17 protein-coding genes are annotated in these 17077 nt (G+C 70.2%); 9 read left to right on the top strand and 8 right to left on the bottom strand.

What is annotated here, in order from left to right; all coding sequences use genetic code 11:
- Positions 1 to 51: 51 nt before the first annotated feature.
- The 3 genes from ACWEOI_RS07075 to ACWEOI_RS07085 are packed head-to-tail and all read right to left on the bottom strand — an operon-like array spanning position 52 to position 4771.
- A complete protein-coding gene (locus tag ACWEOI_RS07075; protein WP_452359140.1) occupies positions 52 to 2454 on the bottom strand; it encodes a tetratricopeptide repeat protein in 2403 nt (800 codons plus the stop codon).
- 2 nt (positions 2455 to 2456) lie between these two features.
- Positions 2457 to 3443: a transporter substrate-binding domain-containing protein gene (locus ACWEOI_RS07080; protein WP_433669058.1), complete on the bottom strand. Its 987-nt coding sequence runs from the start codon at positions 3441 to 3443 to the stop codon at positions 2457 to 2459.
- Positions 3440 to 4771 carry a hypothetical protein gene (locus ACWEOI_RS07085; protein ID WP_433669056.1) on the bottom strand — a complete coding sequence of 444 codons (1332 nt, stop codon included), beginning with the start codon at positions 4769 to 4771 and terminating at the stop codon, positions 3440 to 3442. Before ACWEOI_RS07085 ends, ACWEOI_RS07080 begins: the two co-directional genes overlap by 4 nt.
- A 133-nt stretch (positions 4772 to 4904) precedes the next feature.
- On the opposite strand from ACWEOI_RS07085, the gene ACWEOI_RS07090 reads away from it, so the two are divergent.
- A complete protein-coding gene (locus ACWEOI_RS07090; RefSeq protein ID WP_452359141.1) occupies positions 4905 to 5579 on the top strand; it encodes an NUDIX domain-containing protein in 675 nt (224 codons plus the stop codon).
- 3 nt (positions 5580 to 5582) lie between these two features.
- The gene (locus ACWEOI_RS07095; protein WP_452359142.1) at positions 5583 to 7766 is read left to right on the top strand and encodes a molybdopterin-containing oxidoreductase family protein; all 2184 of its coding nucleotides are present in this window, start codon (positions 5583 to 5585) and stop codon (positions 7764 to 7766) included.
- Between the two features lie 2 nt (positions 7767 to 7768).
- Here ACWEOI_RS07095 and ACWEOI_RS07100 read toward each other — a convergent pair whose 3' ends face one another.
- The 4 genes from ACWEOI_RS07100 to thiE form a co-directional block, all read right to left on the bottom strand.
- A complete protein-coding gene (locus ACWEOI_RS07100; RefSeq protein WP_452359143.1) occupies positions 7769 to 7987 on the bottom strand; it encodes a hypothetical protein in 219 nt (72 codons plus the stop codon).
- A gap of 80 nt (positions 7988 to 8067) precedes the next feature.
- Positions 8068 to 8274, bottom strand: coding sequence for a hypothetical protein (locus ACWEOI_RS07105; protein WP_452359144.1), 207 nt, complete (start codon positions 8272 to 8274; stop codon positions 8068 to 8070).
- Between the two features lie 124 nt (positions 8275 to 8398).
- The gene (locus ACWEOI_RS07110; RefSeq protein ID WP_452359145.1) at positions 8399 to 8782 is read right to left on the bottom strand and encodes a hypothetical protein; all 384 of its coding nucleotides are present in this window, start codon (positions 8780 to 8782) and stop codon (positions 8399 to 8401) included.
- A 139-nt stretch (positions 8783 to 8921) separates the two neighbouring features.
- Entirely contained in the window at positions 8922 to 9623 is a 702-nt protein-coding gene (thiE, locus tag ACWEOI_RS07115; RefSeq protein ID WP_433669046.1) for a thiamine phosphate synthase, read from the bottom strand.
- A 153-nt stretch (positions 9624 to 9776) separates the two neighbouring features.
- Between thiE and thiO the strand changes: the two genes are divergently transcribed.
- From thiO to ACWEOI_RS07145, 6 genes are all read left to right on the top strand, one after another.
- The gene (gene thiO, locus ACWEOI_RS07120; protein ID WP_433669044.1) at positions 9777 to 10844 is read left to right on the top strand and encodes a glycine oxidase ThiO; all 1068 of its coding nucleotides are present in this window, start codon (positions 9777 to 9779) and stop codon (positions 10842 to 10844) included.
- Positions 10841 to 11053 (top strand): sulfur carrier protein ThiS, encoded by a 213-nt coding sequence (gene thiS, locus ACWEOI_RS07125; protein WP_452359146.1) that lies wholly within the window; start codon positions 10841 to 10843, stop codon positions 11051 to 11053. Before thiO ends, thiS begins: the two co-directional genes overlap by 4 nt.
- Positions 11046 to 11810: a thiazole synthase gene (gene thiG, locus ACWEOI_RS07130; RefSeq protein WP_452359147.1), complete on the top strand. Its 765-nt coding sequence runs from the start codon at positions 11046 to 11048 to the stop codon at positions 11808 to 11810. Before thiS ends, thiG begins: the two co-directional genes overlap by 8 nt.
- A 119-nt stretch (positions 11811 to 11929) precedes the next feature.
- Complete coding sequence (locus ACWEOI_RS07135; protein WP_379274670.1) at positions 11930 to 12874, top strand: ABC transporter ATP-binding protein; 945 nt, start codon at positions 11930 to 11932, stop codon at positions 12872 to 12874.
- The gene (locus tag ACWEOI_RS07140; RefSeq protein ID WP_357094460.1) at positions 12874 to 13692 is read left to right on the top strand and encodes an ABC transporter permease; all 819 of its coding nucleotides are present in this window, start codon (positions 12874 to 12876) and stop codon (positions 13690 to 13692) included. Before ACWEOI_RS07135 ends, ACWEOI_RS07140 begins: the two co-directional genes overlap by 1 nt.
- A 603-nt stretch (positions 13693 to 14295) precedes the next feature.
- Positions 14296 to 15033, top strand: coding sequence for an adenylate/guanylate cyclase domain-containing protein (locus tag ACWEOI_RS07145; RefSeq protein WP_452359207.1), 738 nt, complete (start codon positions 14296 to 14298; stop codon positions 15031 to 15033).
- Here the strand turns inward: ACWEOI_RS07145 and ACWEOI_RS07150 are convergent, their stop codons facing one another.
- The gene (locus tag ACWEOI_RS07150) at positions 15034 to 15192 is read right to left on the bottom strand and encodes a hypothetical protein (RefSeq protein ID WP_357094463.1); all 159 of its coding nucleotides are present in this window, start codon (positions 15190 to 15192) and stop codon (positions 15034 to 15036) included. It abuts the gene before it with no gap.
- Positions 15193 to 15360: 168 nt separating this feature from the next.
- On the opposite strand from ACWEOI_RS07150, the gene ACWEOI_RS07155 reads away from it, so the two are divergent.
- Positions 15361 to 17076, top strand: a complete 1716-nt coding sequence (locus tag ACWEOI_RS07155) for an acyclic terpene utilization AtuA family protein (protein WP_452359148.1) — start codon at positions 15361 to 15363, stop codon at positions 17074 to 17076.
- The last annotated feature ends 1 nt before the right edge of the window (position 17077 follow it).

The raw sequence follows: 17077 nt of genomic DNA on the forward strand, positions 1-17077 counted from the left end.
GAGACCGCCGCGGGCGGCACGGGGCTCCTCCGGATTCCCCGAGACCGGCTGTCAGAACCAGGATTTGGCGCGCACCGCGTTGGCCAGGTCCACCAGCGCGTACCGGTGATTGCGTTCGGGCGCGGACCGGGCCAGCCCACGTAGCCCCGCCTCGATGCCGCGCCGCAGATCCCGCTCGGTGAACGGCGACCCGAACAGCGTGGAGCCGGCCGACTTCGGCTTGTTCCCCGCCTGCACCCAGCCCAGCGCGATGCCCATCGACAGGATCCGCAGCTGCGCCGCGCGCCCCTCACCCGGCGGCAGGTCCTGCACGCGCGCCGCCGCCACCTGGAGGGTCGACTCGTCCAGTTCCGCGGCCGGAGCGCAGCTCAGCAGCATGAGGATGGCCGTCATCCGGGCTTCCGCGTAGTGCCGGGAGGCGGGCGGCACCTGGTCGAGGGCGTGCACCGCGGCGGTGATGTTCCCGGCCGCCGCCAGCTGCCGGGCCAGGCCGAACGCGGCGCTCACCACGCCCCGGTCGGTGCGCCACACGGTGGCGTAGTAGTTCTCGGCGTAGGAGCGCCATTCCTCGGGGTCCGGCGAATCCCAGTGCTGGAGAATGAGTTCCGCGGTGGCGGCGAGCGCCAGCTTGGGCGCGATCTCGCCCGGCAGCGCCTCGAGCACCGCGTCGAAGCGGGCGAAGGCGCGCTCGTACTCCAGCTCCAGCAGTTCCGTGAGCCCGAGATACCAGTCGATGCGCCAGTCCCAGGCGGGCGGCTCGGGTTCGTCGGTGAGCCGGGCCAGCAGCATGCGCGCCGCCGCGGGCTCGTTCAGGTCCAGGTGCGCGCGGGCCTCAGCGAGGGTGACCTCCAGTTCGAGGGTCTCGGGCGCGCCGCCGGGTTCGGCGGCCCCGCGCTGGCGGGCATGCCGCAGCTCCTCGAGCGAGTGCCGGGGTTCGGGGTGGGCCGCGCCGGCCAGCAGCGGCGCGGACGGGTCGGCCGGATCGATGATGGGCACCGGCAGCGCGGCCACCACGTCACCGGGTCGCAGCAGGGTGCCGCGGCCGACGCCGTCGATGATGCCGTCGGTCTGGGCGATGAGTTCACCGGTGCCGAAGCTGGTGCGCGGCGGGCTGAACAGCGTCGACAGCTGCGGGTGCTCGTTGCCGGTCTCGGCGGCCAGGATCTCGCGCAGCACGCCGGTGAGCTGGGCGGCCAGCACTCGCGCGGACGGGAAGCGGCGGTCCGGATCGGGATCGGTGGCGCGCAGCAGCAGCCGGTAGAGGAACGGATGCTGGGCCAGTATCAGTTCGTCCTTGGGATCCGGGATGCCGTCGACGTACGCTCCGCGCTCCATCGGCAGGTGCAGGGTGAGCACGGCGAGCGCGCGGCCCACGGTGTAGATGTCGGAGGCCACGGTGGGCCCGGTGTGCGCGATCTCGGGAGCCTGGAATCCCCTGGTGCCGTACAGGTTTCCGTACGCCTCGAACTGGCTGACCGCGCCCAGGTCGATGAGCTCCACCCGGTCGGTGGTGATCATGATGTTGTCGGGCTTGAGGTCGTTGTAGGCCAGCCCCACCGAATGCAGATAGTCCAGGGCCGGAAGGATTTCCAGCAGATAGGCGATGGCCACCGAGACCGGCATGCGGGCGGGCGCGTAGTGGTCGAGCAGGTACCGCAGCGAATGCCCGCCCACGTACTCCATCACGATGTAGCCGATCGGCGTCCCGTCCGGGCCCGGATGCTCCACGAAGTTGTGGATCTTCACGATGCTGGGGTGCACCACTTCGGCGAGGAACTGCCGTTCGGCCAGCGCGACCGCCTGGGCTTCGGCGTCACCGGCGTGCAACAGGCCCTTGAGCACCACCCAGCGGTCGCTGACATTGCGGTCGATGGCGAGGTAGATCCAGCCCAGGCCGCCGTGCGCGATACAGCCCTGGATCTCGTACTGGCCCGTCACCCGGTCGCCGGGGTAGAGGGAGGGCCGGAAATCGTAGGGGGCGCCGCAGGTTTGGCAGTCGCCCGCCGTGGTGGACGGCAGCGTCGGGGTGGCGCGGCCGACCGGTTTGCCGCAGCGCCAGCAGAAGCGGCGGCCCTCGGCGACCACGGGATCGTCGAGCACCGCCTGCTCCGGATCCACCGGCTCCACGGTCGGGATCGGCACCAGGCCCGCGCCGAGCCGCCGCACCACCGGGCGCGGGCGAGCCATGCGCGCGGTGCGCTGGGACGGCCGGGTGGGGGTGCGCGGTTCGCCCTCGGAGACCGGAACCTCTTCCGCCGGGGGAACTTCCGGTTCGTCCTCGATGCGAGGTGCGCGCTGGGTCATCTCGGTGCGCGGGGTGGCCTGGGTCGCGTCGGGCTGCCGGGTGGTGACCTCGGTGCGGGCGGGCCAGTGCGGTCCGACGCTGGTGGCATGGGTCGGGACGCCCTCGGCGTCGCCGCGGTCGGGGTGCTGCGGATCGGACGGAGTGCTCATCGTCAGTCCTGATACCTCGGGGGCGGCGGGATGGCGGCGTCGCCGAGTTCGGCGCTGAGCCAGCGGCGGTAGAGCCGGTTCCAGGTACCGTCGGCGCGAATGCGTTCCAGCGTGCCGTTGACGAAGCGCACCAGATCATCAGAGCCCTGCGAGATTCCGATGCCGTACTGCTCGGTGCTCAGGTTGGGCCCGACGACCTCGATGGCCGGATCCTGCTGGGCCAGGCCGGCCAGCACGGTGTCGTCGGTGCTGACCGCGTCGACCTGCCGCTGCTGCAGCACCACCAGGCAGTCGGCCCAGCTGGGGACGGTGAGGATGGAGACGGCGGGCTGGGTGCGCCGCACCAGGTCCAGGGAGGTGGTGCCGTTGACCACGCACAGCCGCTTCCCGGCCAGATCGGCGAGTCCGTTGATCCCGGAATTGCGCACCGCCAGCACGCGCTGATGCGCCTGCAGATAGGAGGTGGAGAACGTGACCCGTTGCCGCCGTGCGCAATTGATGGTCATCGTCTTGACCACGACGTCGACGGAGTGTTCCTGCAACGCCTTCTCGCGGTCGGCGGAGCCGAGGATCCGGTATTCGATGGCGCCCGGATCGCCGAGCAGGTCGCGGGCCAGTTCCCGGGCGATCTCCACGTCGAACCCCGCCAGCGCCCCGGTGGTGGGGTCGCGGAAGCTGAACAGGTTGCTGCCCGGATCCAAGCCGACCAGCAGTCGGCCCCGGGCCCGGATGGCGTCGAGCGTCGGCCCGCTGCGCACGCCGGTGGGGCGCAGGCTGGCGGTGGGGTCGCCGCAGTCGGTCACCTCGGGCGGCGGGGTGGCCTGCGGCTGGGCCGCCACCGCACCGGAGGGCAGCGGCGGTTCGACGTAGCTGGGGACCCGGGTCGAGGGCGCGGGCGGGGGCGGACTGTTGTCCCCGCAGGCGGCGGTACAGGCCACGGCCGCGGTCAGGGCCGCCACGACCAGGGAACGGACCGGTCGGCTGGTCATCGGTACTCCCGCAGTCGCGGCCAGAGCCCGACGGCGATCAGCACGGCGGCGGCGGTGCTCAGCACCAGCGCGCCGGGGCCGAGCAGATCCAGGGTGCGGGCGGCGTGGGATGTGTCGGCGCGCAACTGGTTCCGGGTGTCGGCGATGCCGTCGCCGAGCGCGCGGTCCAGGGCGTCGGTCTGGGCGGTGGCCTCGACCGCGCCCGGCCCGGTGGCCACCGCGGCCGCGCCGATGAAGTCGCCCTTCGAGAGCGCGTCGTTCATCCGCTGGTGAGCGGCCCGCCAGCGGTCCAGGGCGGCCGCCGCGGTCTTCACGTCACCACTGCCCGGCGCGTCGGATCGGTAGCCGGACAGGATGTTCCGCAGTTTCTCGATGGCCTGGTCGTAGGTGCGGTCGTAGTCCGCGCTGGTGTCGCGGCGCACCAGTTTCAGGGTTTCCGCGGTGCGGGCCTGCTGGGCGAGGATGCGGCTCTCGGTGAGCGCGGCCGTCGGCACGCTGCCCTTGTCGCGGGCGTGGGTGGTGTCGACCGCGGAGATGAAGCCCGCGATCACCGTCCAGGACAGCAGCACCACCATGGTCGCGGTGGCCAGCAGCAGTCCGAAGTTCAGCACCCGGTGCCAGCGCCGGAACAGGAACAGCTGGGCCGCGATCAGCGCCGCCACCGCCGCCAGCGGCAGCAGGATGGCGGGCCACGGCGGTCGCACGTGATTGCGCTGGGTCTCGGTGATGGCGGCGGCCCGGTGCTCCTGCAGTTCCTGCGCCATCGGCAGCACGGACTTCTGCATGAGGTTGGAGGCCTCGCTCAGATAGGCCGCGCCGACCGGCTGCCCACTGCGATTGTTGGCCCGCGCGGTCTCGACGACGCCGGTGTAGACCGGCAGCCCGGTCGCGATGCCGGTGCGCAGTTGCGCGTCGGTGTCGGCGTCGCCGCCGGTGGACTGCACCACCAGTTCGGCGGCGGCCTGGCCGACCGCCTGGTTGTAGCGGTCGCGGACCGGCTTCGGTTCCAGCCCACCGGAAATGAAGGCGGTGCCCGCGGAGGCGTCGGCCACCGACAGCGAGGTGTAGAGCCGCTGCGCCGAGTAGGCGTCGGGTTCGGACTGGTCGAGCAGGACGTCGAGCGCGTGTTGCCGATCGGTCACCGCGGTGGCGGTGACGATGCCCGCGGACAAGCACAGCGCGAGCAGAACCAGCCCGATCGCGATCAGCTTCGCGGGCGACGATTCGGCGAAGGCGCGCAGTTCAGTGGTAGCGAACCGTTCGCGCCACGCTGCCGCGGCGGCGCGCGGGGAAAGCTCGTCCAGCCTCAATTCCTCGGCTCGAGCCATCCTCACCTCCCACTGACCGAAATCGAACGACCGACTTGTTCCTGCCGGATGAGCTTATTGTGGACGTACCGCCGCCGTGACGCGGGAATCCCCGCGGTAGTTCTCGGCGCGGTCGGACGATGGGATTGCGAAGATGCGTGGTGACGGCGACGGGTGGGCGGAGAGCGCGGACGGCACCCGCCAATGGGGTCGTTTCGGGGCTGCTGGATTGTTGCTGCGTGCCCCGCTGGCCGATGGTGGTTCTGCAGTGCTGCTGCATCACCGGGCCGCCTGGACCCATCAGGGCGGCACCTGGGCGCTGCCCGGCGGCGCCCGCGACTCGCACGAGACCAGCGTCCACGCCGCGGTCCGCGAGGCCGAGGAGGAGGCGGGCATCGCGTCCGGCTCGATCCGGGTGCGCGGTTCCCGGGTGACCGCGACCGCGCCCAGCGGGTGGACCTACACCACGGTCATCGCCGACGCCGCCGACCGGCTGCGCACCCGCGGCAATCTGGAGAGCCAGGATCTGGTGTGGGTGCCCGAGGACGAGGTCGTGGACCGGCCCCTGCACCCCGGGTTCGCCGCCGCCTGGCCCACCCTGCGCGCCACCCCCACCCGGGTCAGCCTGGCCGGGATCAGCGACAGTGGCGCGGTGGCGGCCGCGTTGCCGCGCACCCTGGATCTGGCCGAATCGGGTTTCCTGTGGCTGCGTTCCACCGGCGACGAGACCGGCCGGACCGCCCGGATCGGGACCGTCGAACCCGGCCTGGAACAGACCGATTTGGCCGGAAATGTGTTGTTCCTCACTCTGGATCAGGTGTTGTCTTGAGGCGTGAGCACGCGCGAGCTTCCCACGTACTGCCGGATCTGTGAGCCGCTCTGCGGCCTGATCGCCACCGTCGAGGACGGCAGGCTGGTGCGCTTGCGCGCCGACAAGGACCATCCGCTCTCCCGCGGCAACGCGTGCCCGAAGGGCATCGCGTTCACCGAGATCCAGAACGACCCGGACCGGGTGCTGTATCCACTGCGGCGCACGGCCTCCGGCGAGTTCGAGCGGGTGTCCTGGGACACGGCGCTCGACGAGATCGGCGAGCGGCTGCGCGCGCTGATCGGCGAGCACGGAATCGACAGTCTCGGCTGGTATTTCGGCAATCCGTCCACCTTCTCCTACTCGCACACGTTGTGGATGGTGGGTTTCCAGCTGGCCGCCGGGCTGAAGCACGTGTATTCGGCGGGCTCGCAGGACATCAACAACCGCTTCGTGGCCAGCGAACTGCTCTACGGCTCGGCGACCTCGGTGCCGGTCCCCGATCTGGACCGCACCGACTTCCTGCTCATGCTGGGCGCGAATCCCCTTGTCTCGCACGGCAGCGCGATGAGCGTCCCGCGGGTCCGCGACAAGCTGACCGCGATCACCAAGCGCGGCGGCCGGGTGGTGGTGGTCGATCCGCGCAAGACCGAGACGGCGAAACTCTTCGAGCACGTCGGCATCCGGCCCGACGGGGATGCCTGGCTGCTGGCCGCGCTGCTCCAGGTGATCTTCGAGGAGGGCCTCCAGGACGAGCAGGCGCTCCGCCGTCAGGCCCGCGGCGTCCGCGAATTGCGGTCCGCTGTCGGCCGTTTCACTCCCGAGTCGACCGCCGGGATCACCGGCCTGGACCCCGACCTCGTCCGCGCCCTGGCTCGTGAGCTGGCCCGCGCCGACTCCGCCGCCGTCTACGGCCGCACCGGCACCTGCCTGGGCCGCCACGCCACCCTGGTGGCCTTCCTCGTCGACGCGCTCGCCCTGGTCACCGGCAATCTCGACAAGCCGGGCGGCAGCGTCTTCGGCAAGGAGCTGGTGGCGGTTTCCGAACTGAGCGCCCGCCTGGGTTTCGCGGGCTACGGCCGCAACCACTCCCGGGTCGGCGGATTCCCCGACGTCCTGGGCACGTTCCCCGCCGCCATCATGGCCAAGGAGATCACCACCCCGGGTCCGGGCCGCCTGCGCGCCCTGTTCACCTCCGCGGGCAATCCGGTCTCCTCGGTCCCGAACGGCCGCGAACTCGCCTCGGCCCTCCCGGAACTGGACCTGTTCGTCTCCATCGACCTCTACATCAACGACACCAACCGCATCGCCGACTACATCCTCCCGGCGACCACCTTCCTCGAACGCGACGACATCCCGCTCCCGTTCACCGCGCTCTCCCCGACCCCGTACACCCAGTACACCGAGCGCGTCGTAGAACCCTACGGTGAGGCCCGCGAGGAATGGCGGATCATCGACGCCATCGCCACCCGAATCGGCGTGCAGCCCTTCGCGGTAGGCCCTGCCCGCCCGCTCGGCCGCGCGCTGAGTTCCCTGCGCCGCCGCGTCCCCGGGTTGGCGTCGGCCCGCCCGACCCCGCCGCTCCTCGCCGATCTCGCCCTGCGGACCGGTCCCTACGGCGACCGTTTCGGTCTCCGCCGCGACGGTCTCAGCCTGCGCATGCTGCGCCGCCACCCCCACGGTGTGGTTCTCGCCGACAGTATCGCCACCGGCGTCCTGCGAAACATCGTGCGGCACAAGGGCGGCCGCGTTCGTCTGGACCCCGACGAGATCATCATCGAACTCCGCACTCTCACCGACCGCCCCGCCGACCCCACCTACCCCCTGCGCGTGATCGGCCTCCGCGAACTCAAGTCCCACAACTCCTGGATGCACAACGTCGAACCCCTCATGCGCGGCGACCGCGAACACGCCGCCCGCATCAACCCCAAAGACGCCGCCGTAGCGGGCATCTCCGACGGCGACCGCTGCCGCGTCACCTCCGCCCACGGCTCCATCGAGGTGACGGCCCGCCTGACCGAGGACCTGACCACCGGCACCATCGCCATCCCCCACGGCTGGGGCCACACCGGCGGCTGGCGCCGAGCCAACGCCGCCGGCGGCGCCAACGTGAACGACCTGATGTCAACCGATCTCGCCGACGTGGAACGCCTGGCCGGCATGGCCAACCTCAACGGCGTCCCGGTCCGCCTGGATCCGGTGAGCTGACCTCACAGCCCGGAGCAGCTGGAACCGGTCGAGTTCTGAGCGACCTGGACCCCGACCTGCGGGTTGGATCCGTCGCGGGTGAATTCGAGCGTCGAGGTGAGCCAGACCGGCCCGAGCTGGACGTTGTACCGGCCGCCGGTCAGGGTGAAGGTGCCCAGGCTGCCCGGAACGCGCAGGCAGGATTCGGCGTAGACCACGACGAAGCTGCCGTCGGTCGGCACGAAGATGTTCTGGGCCTCACCCCACGCCTCGATCCGCAGGGCCTTGGCGCGCGTGGTGTGCTGACCGTCGGCGGGGTTGATCAGCCCGATGGCGCGGCGCCGCCATCGGCATCATCAACCCCTGCCTCCCCAAGACCACCAACTTCTACAGCACCCGATCCGACAACGGATTCACCCTGCGAAGCGCCAATTACGATGTCGCCCTGGGTATCAAGAACAGCCTCGGCGGCGCCCTGATCATGACCCAGGAATACGGCAACCCCGAGAACAACGTCTACGTCAACCACGGCGTCTCCGGCGCCAGCTGCGCGGGCCTGTAACCCGCACCCTCCTGCTCCGCCATTCCCGTGCGGGGCAGGAGGATTCACGCGGCGGTCCCAGCGGCCGGATGGGTGAACCGACCCTGGCGGGTCAGCCCGCGCTGCCGCTGCCGATCTGTTTCGGTTCGCCGCTGCCGGTGGAGAGGAAGGTGGCGGAGAGCTGGGTGTCGCCCTGTTTGACGGTGACGCTGTGGACGCCGCTCGCGAAGATGGGGACGCTGGCCCAGTAGTGCTTGCCGTCGATGGTGACCGGGGTGGCGGGGCTGCCCGGCATGAGTTTGCCGTTGTCGTAGAAGTACACGGGGGCGGTGCTGTCGACGTCCGCGGCGAGGTTGGATTGGACGTCGCTGACCTGCTGGATCCAGATGCGGGTGACCGACGCCTGTGCGGGCGCGGCCGTGATGACGCTGCCGACCGCGGTGGCGGTCAGCAGTAGCGCGCCGAATCCATTGCGTACCACAGAACTTGCGAGCATTGGCGACCTCCGAAGGATGCGGCGATCGGGACTGATCACCATCGCAGCCGAACCTAGGTGATATCCGGATCCTTGAAATGCCGTCAGTTCCAATGGCACGACGGAAGTTCGCGCCGCCCGACGGCACTCGAGATCCGTGCTACCGGTCGTTCTCCAGGATGCGCTGCTTGATCGCGCGGGCGGCGGCTCGGGGGTCGTCGGCGGCGGTGATGGCCCGGACGACGACGATGCGGGTGGCACCGGCGGCGAGGACTTCGGGGAGGGTGTGCTCGTCGATGCCGCCGATGGCGAACCAGGGGCGGGTGGGGTGGGAGTCGGTGGTGGAGCGGACGAAGTCGAGGCCGGCGGGGGTGCGGCCGGGTTTGGTGGGGGTGGCGTAGACGGGGCCGGTGCAGAAGTAGTCGATGTGTTCGTCGATGGCGGCCAGACCGGCTTGGGCGCGGTTGTGGGTCGAGCGGCCCAGGACCACGTCGGGGCCCAGGATCTGGCGGGCGTACCAGGGCGGGAGGTCGCCCTGGCCGAGGTGGAGGACGTCGACGCCGGCGGCGAGGGCGATGTCGGCGCGGTCGTTGCAGGCGACCAGGGCGCCGTGGCGGCGGGCCACCGCCTTCAGTTCGGCGAGGGCGGCGAGTTCGGCCTTCGCCTCGAGCGGGCCGAACTGCTTCTCACCGGCGGAACCCTTGTCGCGGAGCTGGATGATGTCGACGCCGCCGGCGAGGGCCGCGTCGGCGAAGTCCGCCAGGTCGCCCCGGTCGCGGCGGGCGTCGGTGCACAGGTAGAGCCGCGCGGTGGCGAGGCGTTCCCGTGGAGAGGCGGGCCGGTTCGGGTGGGAGGGTTGCACAGGGGTGACGGTAGTCGCGCTACGGTTGTCGGGTCGAAACGACCCGAGGGAAAACGCCCGGTGTGGCGGCTCGCGACTTTTCCTCGCGGCCGATGTTTCGCATCGGATATATGCGGGTCCCCGGGAACGCGGGGACGAGTTAGGTGGATTCACATGCGGACTCTGGCCGTCGTCGGCGGCGGTGTGATCGGACTGTCGGTGGCCTGGCGGGCCGCCGGAGCGGGCTGGACCGTCACCCTCTTCGACCCGGCCTCGGGTACCGGATCCTCCTGGGTCGCGGGCGGGATGCTCGCGCCGCTGTCGGAGGGCTGGCCGGGGGAGGACGCGGCCCTCGCGTTCGGCGCCGCCTCGCTGGTCCGCTGGCCCGGGTTCGCGGGTGATCTGAAGGCCGTCACCGGGACCGATGTCTTCGTCGCCGACGCCACCCTCACCGTCGCCCTGGACGCCGCCGACGCCGCCGACCTGCGCACCATCGCCGACTGGGTGAACGCCCGCGGCCACGAGCTGAGCCTGCTGGATCGCGCGGGCGTCCGGGCGGCCGAGCCGAGCCTGGGGCGCGGCGTGCGCGCCGGACTGCTGGCCGCCGCCGAACCCGCCGTCGACAACCGGGCCCTGGTGAACGCGCTGAAATTCGCCTGCCTCGAGGCCGGGGTCGAGTTCCGCCGGGAGCGGATCGAGGACCTGGCGGCGCTGCCGCACGATCGCGTCGTGCTGTCCGCGGGCGCCGCCTCCGCGCAGCTGTGGCCGGGCCTGCCGGTGCGTCCGGTGAAGGGTGAGATCCTGCGCCTGCGCCGCCGCCCGAGCGCCCCCGTCCCGCCCAGCCGGGTGATCCGGGCCCGCGTGCACGGCCGCCCTATATATCTTGTGCCGAGGGCTGACGGGATCGTCCTGGGTGCAACACAATACGAAGTCGGGTTCGACAACGCCGTCACCGTCGCCGGTGTCCGGGACCTGATCACCGATGCCGAGGCCGTCCTGCCGGGCCTGGGCGAATACGAGTTCGCCGAGGCCGTCGCGGGTTCGCGTCCCGGCTCGCCGGACAATCTGCCGTTGATCGGATACCTCGACGACAAGGTGATCGTGGCCGCGGGCCACGGCCGCAACGGCATCCTGGACACCCCGGTCACGGCGGACGCCGTACTGGCCCTGCTCGCCGACACCGAGCTGCCCGAGGCGCGAGCCGCGGACCCGCACCGTTTCATCTCAGGAGGAGTTCGATGACCGCAATTCCGGTCGGCGTCACCGTCAATGGTGAGGACCACGTGTTCCCGGAGGAGCTCACCGTCCGCGAGCTGCTGGAGCGCCTGAACCTGCCGTGTAAGGGCGTGGCGCTGGCGATCGACGGCGCGGTCTTCCCGAAGTCCCGCTGGGACGAGCCGGTGGGCCGCGGCTGGGAGATCGAGGTGCTGACGGCGGTGCAGGGTGGCTAGCGCGGTCGAGCCGCTGGTCATCGCGGGCCGCGAGTTCGGTTCGCGCCTGATCATGGGCACCGGCGGCGCGGAGAACCTGGCCGTGCTGGAGGAGGCGCTGCTGGCCTCGGGCACCGAGCTGACCACGGTCGCCATGCGCCGGGTGGACGCCGCGGGCGGCACCGGCGTGCTGGACCTGCTCAAGCGCCTGGAGATCGCCCCGCTGCCGAACACCGCGGGCTGTCGCACCGCCGCCGAGGCCGTGCTCACCGCGCAGCTGGGCCGCGAGGCTCTCGAAACCGATTGGGTGAAGCTGGAAGTCATCGCCGACGAGCGCACCCTGCTCCCGGATGCCATCGAATTGGTGTCCGCCGCAGAGCAATTGGTGGACGACGGCTTCACGGTGCTGCCCTACACCACCGACGACCCGGTGCTGGCCAAGCGCCTCGAGGATGTCGGGTGCGCCGCGGTCATGCCGCTGGGTTCGCCGATCGGCACCGGACTGGGCATCGGCAATCCGCACAATATCGAGATGATCGTGGCCGCCGCGGGCGTCCCGGTGATCCTGGACGCGGGCATCGGCACCGCCAGCGATGCCGCCCTGGCGATGGAACTGGGCTGTTCGGCGGTCCTTTTGGCGACCGCGGTCACCCGCGCCCGTCAGCCCGCGGTGATGGCGGCGGCCATGGCTCGCGCGGTGGAGGGCGGCTGGCTGGCCCGCCAGGCGGGCCGCATCCCGAAACGCTTCTGGGCGCAGGCATCCTCGCCCGGTTTCTGATTGCCCGGTCCGCGGCCTGAACCCGGAGCCGGGTCCGGGCCGTAATCATCCCCGAGGATGAGCGACGCGCGACCTTTTAGCGATAGTGCGCGCTCACTACATGGGGAAGACTGGGCAGCATGATCGAACTGAGAGGCCTGACCAAACATTACGGCCAGACCGTCGCGGTGTCGGATCTGTCGTTCACGGTCCGTCCGGGGCAGGTGACCGGCTTTCTCGGCCCGAACGGGGCGGGCAAGTCGACCACCATGCGCATGATCCTGGGGTTGGACACCCCGACCTCCGGGACCGCGCTCATCGACGGCAAGCCGTACCACGACCTGAAACGTCCCCTCGACACCGTCGGCGCGCTGCTGGACGCGAAGTGGGTGCACCCCAATCGTTCCGCGCGCTCGCATCTGCGCTGGCTGGCCGCGTCCAATGACATTCCGCAGTCCCGGGTGGAGGAGGTGCTGCGCCTGGTCGGCCTCAACGAGGTGGCCGGGAAGAGCGCGGGCGGCTTCTCGCTGGGCATGTCGCAGCGGCTGGGCCTGGCGGGCGCGCTGCTCGGCGACCCGCAGGTGCTGCTGTTCGACGAGCCGGTGAACGGCCTGGATCCGGAGGGCATCCTCTGGATCCGCCGTTTCATGCAGCGGCTGGCGTCGGAGGGCCGCACCGTGCTGGTGTCGAGTCACCTGCTCTCCGAGATGGCGCAGACCGCTGAGCATCTCGTCGTGATCGGCCGCGGCCGGTTGATCTCCGACACCTCCACCAAGGATTTCATCGAGAAGGCGTCGGAACAGTCTGTGCGCGTGCGCAGTCCGCAGCTGGATCAGCTGCGCAGCCTGCTCACCTCGAACGGCATGACGGTGCGCGAGGACGGCGCGGAGGCCGACGGCCCGGCGCTGATGGTGGCGGGTGTGACCAGTGACGCGGTCGGAAAGCTGGCCGGGGCCAATGACATCACGCTCTACGAGCTGTCCCCGCAGCGCGCGTCGCTGGAGGAGGCGTTCATGCGCATGACCGGTGGTGCGGTGCAGTACCACGGCGAAGGCTTCGATCAGGTGATGGGAGGTGGCCTCTGATGGGAGTGCTCACCGCGGAACGAATCAAGCTGACCTCGACCAAGTCGCCGGTGTGGTGCACGGTGCTGCTGGCGGTGTTCGCGCTGGGGATCGCCGCCCTGTTCAGCCTGGCGTTGAACGCGTCGTGGCGGGTGTTCCAGGATCAACTGGCCGAGGGCAAGATGCACCCCTCGGACGCCCCGTACGCGGAGAACTCGATCGCGGGCCTGGGTATCACGGGTCTGGCGCAGGGTATGCCGGGCTTCGGCTACCTGATGGTGATGATCCTGGCGGCACTGGCGGTCACCAGTGAGTACCGCTTCGGCACCATCAAGACGACCTTCCTGGCGACCCCGAGCCGGACCACCGTGCTGCTCACCAAAGCGGGCCTAATTGGTGTTGCTATGGGTTTGCTGAGTTTGGTGCTGACCTTCCTCGGCTTCTTCATCTTCAAGGCCATGGTCACCCACGACGCGGGCGCTCACCTCAGCCTCACCAGTGGTGACCTGCGGGTCTTCTACGCCGTCCCGATCTTCATCCTGCTCATCGTCTTCCTGGCGGTGGGTGTCGGCACCCTGATCCGGCAGTCGGCGGGCGCGCTCTCGCTACTGATCGTGTGGCCGGTGATCCTGGAGCCGATGGTCGGCGCGTTCGGCAAGGTGGGCCGCGAAATCCAGGTGCTGCTGCCCTTCCAGAACGCGGGCCTGTTCCTCGGAACCGTGGACGAGAAATCCGAGTATTGGCATTGGGGTCCTTGGGGTGGTCTCATCTACTTTGCGGCCTTCGTCGCAGTCGTGTTCGGAGCCGCGCTCTTCGTGGTGAACAAACGCGATGCCTGACTCGTATTACGAGTGATATAGACCCTGCCCGGGGAGCCGCCGGCCACTGCCCGGCACGGCGGCGCGCATCGGCCCGATACGGATTCCGTATCGGGCCGATGTCATTCGGCGGGGTGGTTCATACCGGGTCGAAAGTGTGGTCCAGCTAACGTTTGATTCGAGCCGTGGTGGTGTGGCGCGTTGTGCTGGACGGTCGGTAGCATCGGTCTAGCAACCAAAACACTCAAACCTTCGGCGGGTCCAACGATGTGGCCGCTAGCACCGATCGGGAGGTGTCCGGTGGCAATCGTTAATCCATCCCATGACGGAGCGCTGGGATACGCTCTGGGCGTGAGCGAACGACCCTCCGACGGCGGAGACCGCGCCAAAGACGCGAACCGCACGGACGGACTGGGGACCGATCGCAACCGCTCGCGAGACGCGGGCGGAAACCGGGGGCGCGACCAACCGCGTATCGACCCGGATGTGGTCATCCCGCTGATCCCCGCAGAACTCTCCGAGGACCCGGAGGACCCGGACGAGCTCGATGGGCAGCCGCGCCGCCGCGGCCGCTTCCCGGGCCAGCTCTCGGCCCTCGTCAATGCCGCCAATCAGCGCGGCGACATCATCGGCGCCATCCGTAAGGCGCGCGAGAACCTGCCCGGTGACCCGGGTTTCGGCGATCCGCTCTCGGTCTCCGGGCCGGGCGGGGTGCGCGCGGTGGCCCGCGCGGCGGACAAGCTGGTCGGCGATTCGCCCAGTGCCGCACGCGAATTGGGGCTGGGTGCGCTGCAGGTGTGGCAGGCCATGCTGGAGCGGGTCGGCAAGGGCCGCGGCAGCGACGAGATCACCATCATGTTCACCGACCTGGTGGCCTTCTCCAGTTGGTCGCTGGCGGCGGGCGACGAGGTGACCCTGGACCTGTTGCGCCGGGTGGCCAAGGCCATCGAGCCGCCGATCGTGGATCGGGGCGGTCAGGTGGTCAAGCGCATGGGTGACGGTGTGATGGCCGTCTTCCCGTCCGCGGACCGGGCCGTCCGAGCCGCTGTCGCGGCCAAGGAGAACCTGTCGGCCGTGTCGGTGGACGGCTACCGCCCGCAGATGCGCCTGGGCCTGCACACCGGCAGCCCCCGCGAGATCGGCGGCGACTGGCTCGGCATCGACGTGAACATCGCGGCTCGCGTCATGGAGGCGGGTGGCAACGGCAACACCATGCTCTCGGGTGCCACCCTGGACGCCCTGAAGCCGGAGACCCTGGAAGAACTCGGCCTGGGCGTGAAGCCCTACCGCCGCAGCTTCTTCGCAGCCCCGCTCAGCGGCGTCCCCGAAGACCTGCGCATTTTCCGCCTCGAAGCGGAATAACTAGTTCGCCATCCACAGGATCGCGCCCACTGCTGCGAGCACGCCACAGACGGCGAGTGCCACGGCCAGTGGGCGCGAGGTCTTGAACAGCGAGTACGCGCCGCCGAAGAGGAATCCGGCGAGGGCGAGCAGGATGAGCGCGCTGACGTCTGTGGACACCCGTTCAGTCTGCCTGACGGTTGCCGGCGCCCCGGTACCCGGCCCTGACCTGGCCTTTCCGCAAATAACAAGCACGCGGGCTTGATTTTTTCTGTTCCTGATGTGACCCTGTAACCGACCGCAGCACCGAGGCTGCGCCGGCTTCGGGCGCACACAGGGAGGCCCTCCATGAGTCAGCTCGCCGACACTCCGGATCTCATCCGGATCGGCAACTGTTCCGGGTTCTACGGCGATCGCATGAGCGCCATGCGGGAGATGCTCGAGGGCGGTCAGCTCGACGTGCTCACCGGCGACTATCTGGCCGAGCTCACCATGCTCATCCTGGGTCGCGACCGCATGAAGGACGCGAACCTGGGCTACGCCAAAACCTTTGTGCGGCAACTGGAGGACAGCCTCGGGCTGGCCCTGGAGTCGGGCGTCAAGATCGTCGCCAACGCGGGCGGCCTCAACCCGGCGGGCCTGGCCCAGCGGGTGCGCGAGGTCGCCGAAAAGCTCGGTCTCGCACCGAAGGTCGCGTACGTGACCGGTGACGACCTGCTCGCCCGCGCCGGTGAACTGGGCCTGGGCGCACCGTTGACCGCCAACGCCTACCTGGGCGCGTGGGGCATCGCCGAATGCCTGACCGCGGGCGCGGACATCGTGGTGACCGGCCGGGTCACCGACGCCTCCGTGGTGGTCGGCCCGGCGGCTGCGCACTTCGGCTGGGCCCGAACCGATTACGACGCCCTGGCCGGTGCGGTGGTGGCGGGTCACGTCATCGAGTGCAGCACCCAGGCCACCGGCGGCAATTTCGCCTTCTTCACCGAGATCGCGGATCTGGGCCGCCCCGGCTTCCCGATCGCCGAGGTGCGCCGCGACGGCAGCAGCGTCATCACCAAGCACGAGGGCACCGGCGGCGCGGTCACCGTGGACACGGTGAAGGCGCAGCTCATGTACGAGATCCAGAGCGCGCGCTACGCGGGCCCGGACGTCACCACCCGCCTGGACAGCATCCAGGTGAGCCAGGAGGCCCCGGATCGGGTGCTGATCAGCGGCGTGACCGGTGAGGCCCCGCCGCCGCAAACCAAGGTGTCCACCAATACCATCGGCGGCTTCCGCAACGAAATGCAGTTCATCCTCACCGGTTTGGACATCGAGGCCAAGGCCGCGCTGGCGCAGCGTCAGCTGGAGTCGTGGCTGACGCTGCGTCCCGCCGAACTGGACTGGACGCTGGCGCGGCTGGACCGCCCCGACGCCGACACCGAGGAGCAGGCCAGCGCGCTGCTGCGCTGCGTGGTCCGCGACCCCGACCCCAACAAGGTGGGGCGCGCGTTCTCCAGTGTCGCGGTGGAATTGGCGCTGGCCAGCTTCCCCGGCTTCTCGCTGACGGCCCCGCCCGGCAATGGCGGTCCGTACGGCGTGTTCACGCCGGGATACGTGGATTCCAAGGAGATCCCGCACACCGCCGTGCTTGCCGACGGTTCCGAGGTGGCGATCGCGCCCGCCGGGGAGACCCTGGAACTGGACGTGGTCGCGGAACCCGAACTGCCGCAGCCGCTTCCGTCCGGCGCCACCACCCGCGCCCCGCTGGGCGCCATCGCTCTCGCCCGCAGCGGCGACAAGGGCGGCAACGCGAATATCGGCGTCTGGGTGCGCACCGACGAGCAGTGGCGCTGGCTGGTCCACACCCTGACCGTCGAGGAGCTGCGCCGCCTGCTGCCCGAGACCGCCGACCTGCCGGTCACCCGGCACGTGCTGCCGAACCTGCGGGCGCTGAACTTCATCGTCGAGGGCCTGCTCGGCGAGGGCGTGGCCTATCAGGCCCGCTTCGACCCTCAGGCCAAGGGGCTCGGGGAATGGCTGCGAGCCCGGCACATCGAGATTCCCGTGGAGCTGCTGCCATGAG

The sequence above is a fragment of the Nocardia sp. NPDC004340 genome (genome assembly GCF_053602575.1).

Coding starts and splice junctions, on each gene's coding strand:
- ACWEOI_RS07075 (WP_452359140.1), bottom strand. CDS start 2,454: ATGAGCACTCCGTCCGATCCGCAGCACCCCGACCGCGGCGACGCCGAG.
- ACWEOI_RS07080 (WP_433669058.1), bottom strand. CDS start 3,443: ATGACCAGCCGACCGGTCCGTTCCCTGGTCGTGGCGGCCCTGACCGCG.
- ACWEOI_RS07085 (WP_433669056.1), bottom strand. CDS start 4,771: ATGGCTCGAGCCGAGGAATTGAGGCTGGACGAGCTTTCCCCGCGCGCC.
- ACWEOI_RS07090 (WP_452359141.1), top strand. CDS start 4,905: ATGCGTGGTGACGGCGACGGGTGGGCGGAGAGCGCGGACGGCACCCGC.
- ACWEOI_RS07110 (WP_452359145.1), bottom strand. CDS start 8,782: ATGCTCGCAAGTTCTGTGGTACGCAATGGATTCGGCGCGCTACTGCTG.
- thiO (WP_433669044.1), top strand. CDS start 9,777: ATGCGGACTCTGGCCGTCGTCGGCGGCGGTGTGATCGGACTGTCGGTG.
- thiS (WP_452359146.1), top strand. CDS start 10,841: ATGACCGCAATTCCGGTCGGCGTCACCGTCAATGGTGAGGACCACGTG.
- ACWEOI_RS07135 (WP_379274670.1), top strand. CDS start 11,930: ATGATCGAACTGAGAGGCCTGACCAAACATTACGGCCAGACCGTCGCG.
- ACWEOI_RS07140 (WP_357094460.1), top strand. CDS start 12,874: ATGGGAGTGCTCACCGCGGAACGAATCAAGCTGACCTCGACCAAGTCG.
- ACWEOI_RS07155 (WP_452359148.1), top strand. CDS start 15,361: ATGAGTCAGCTCGCCGACACTCCGGATCTCATCCGGATCGGCAACTGT.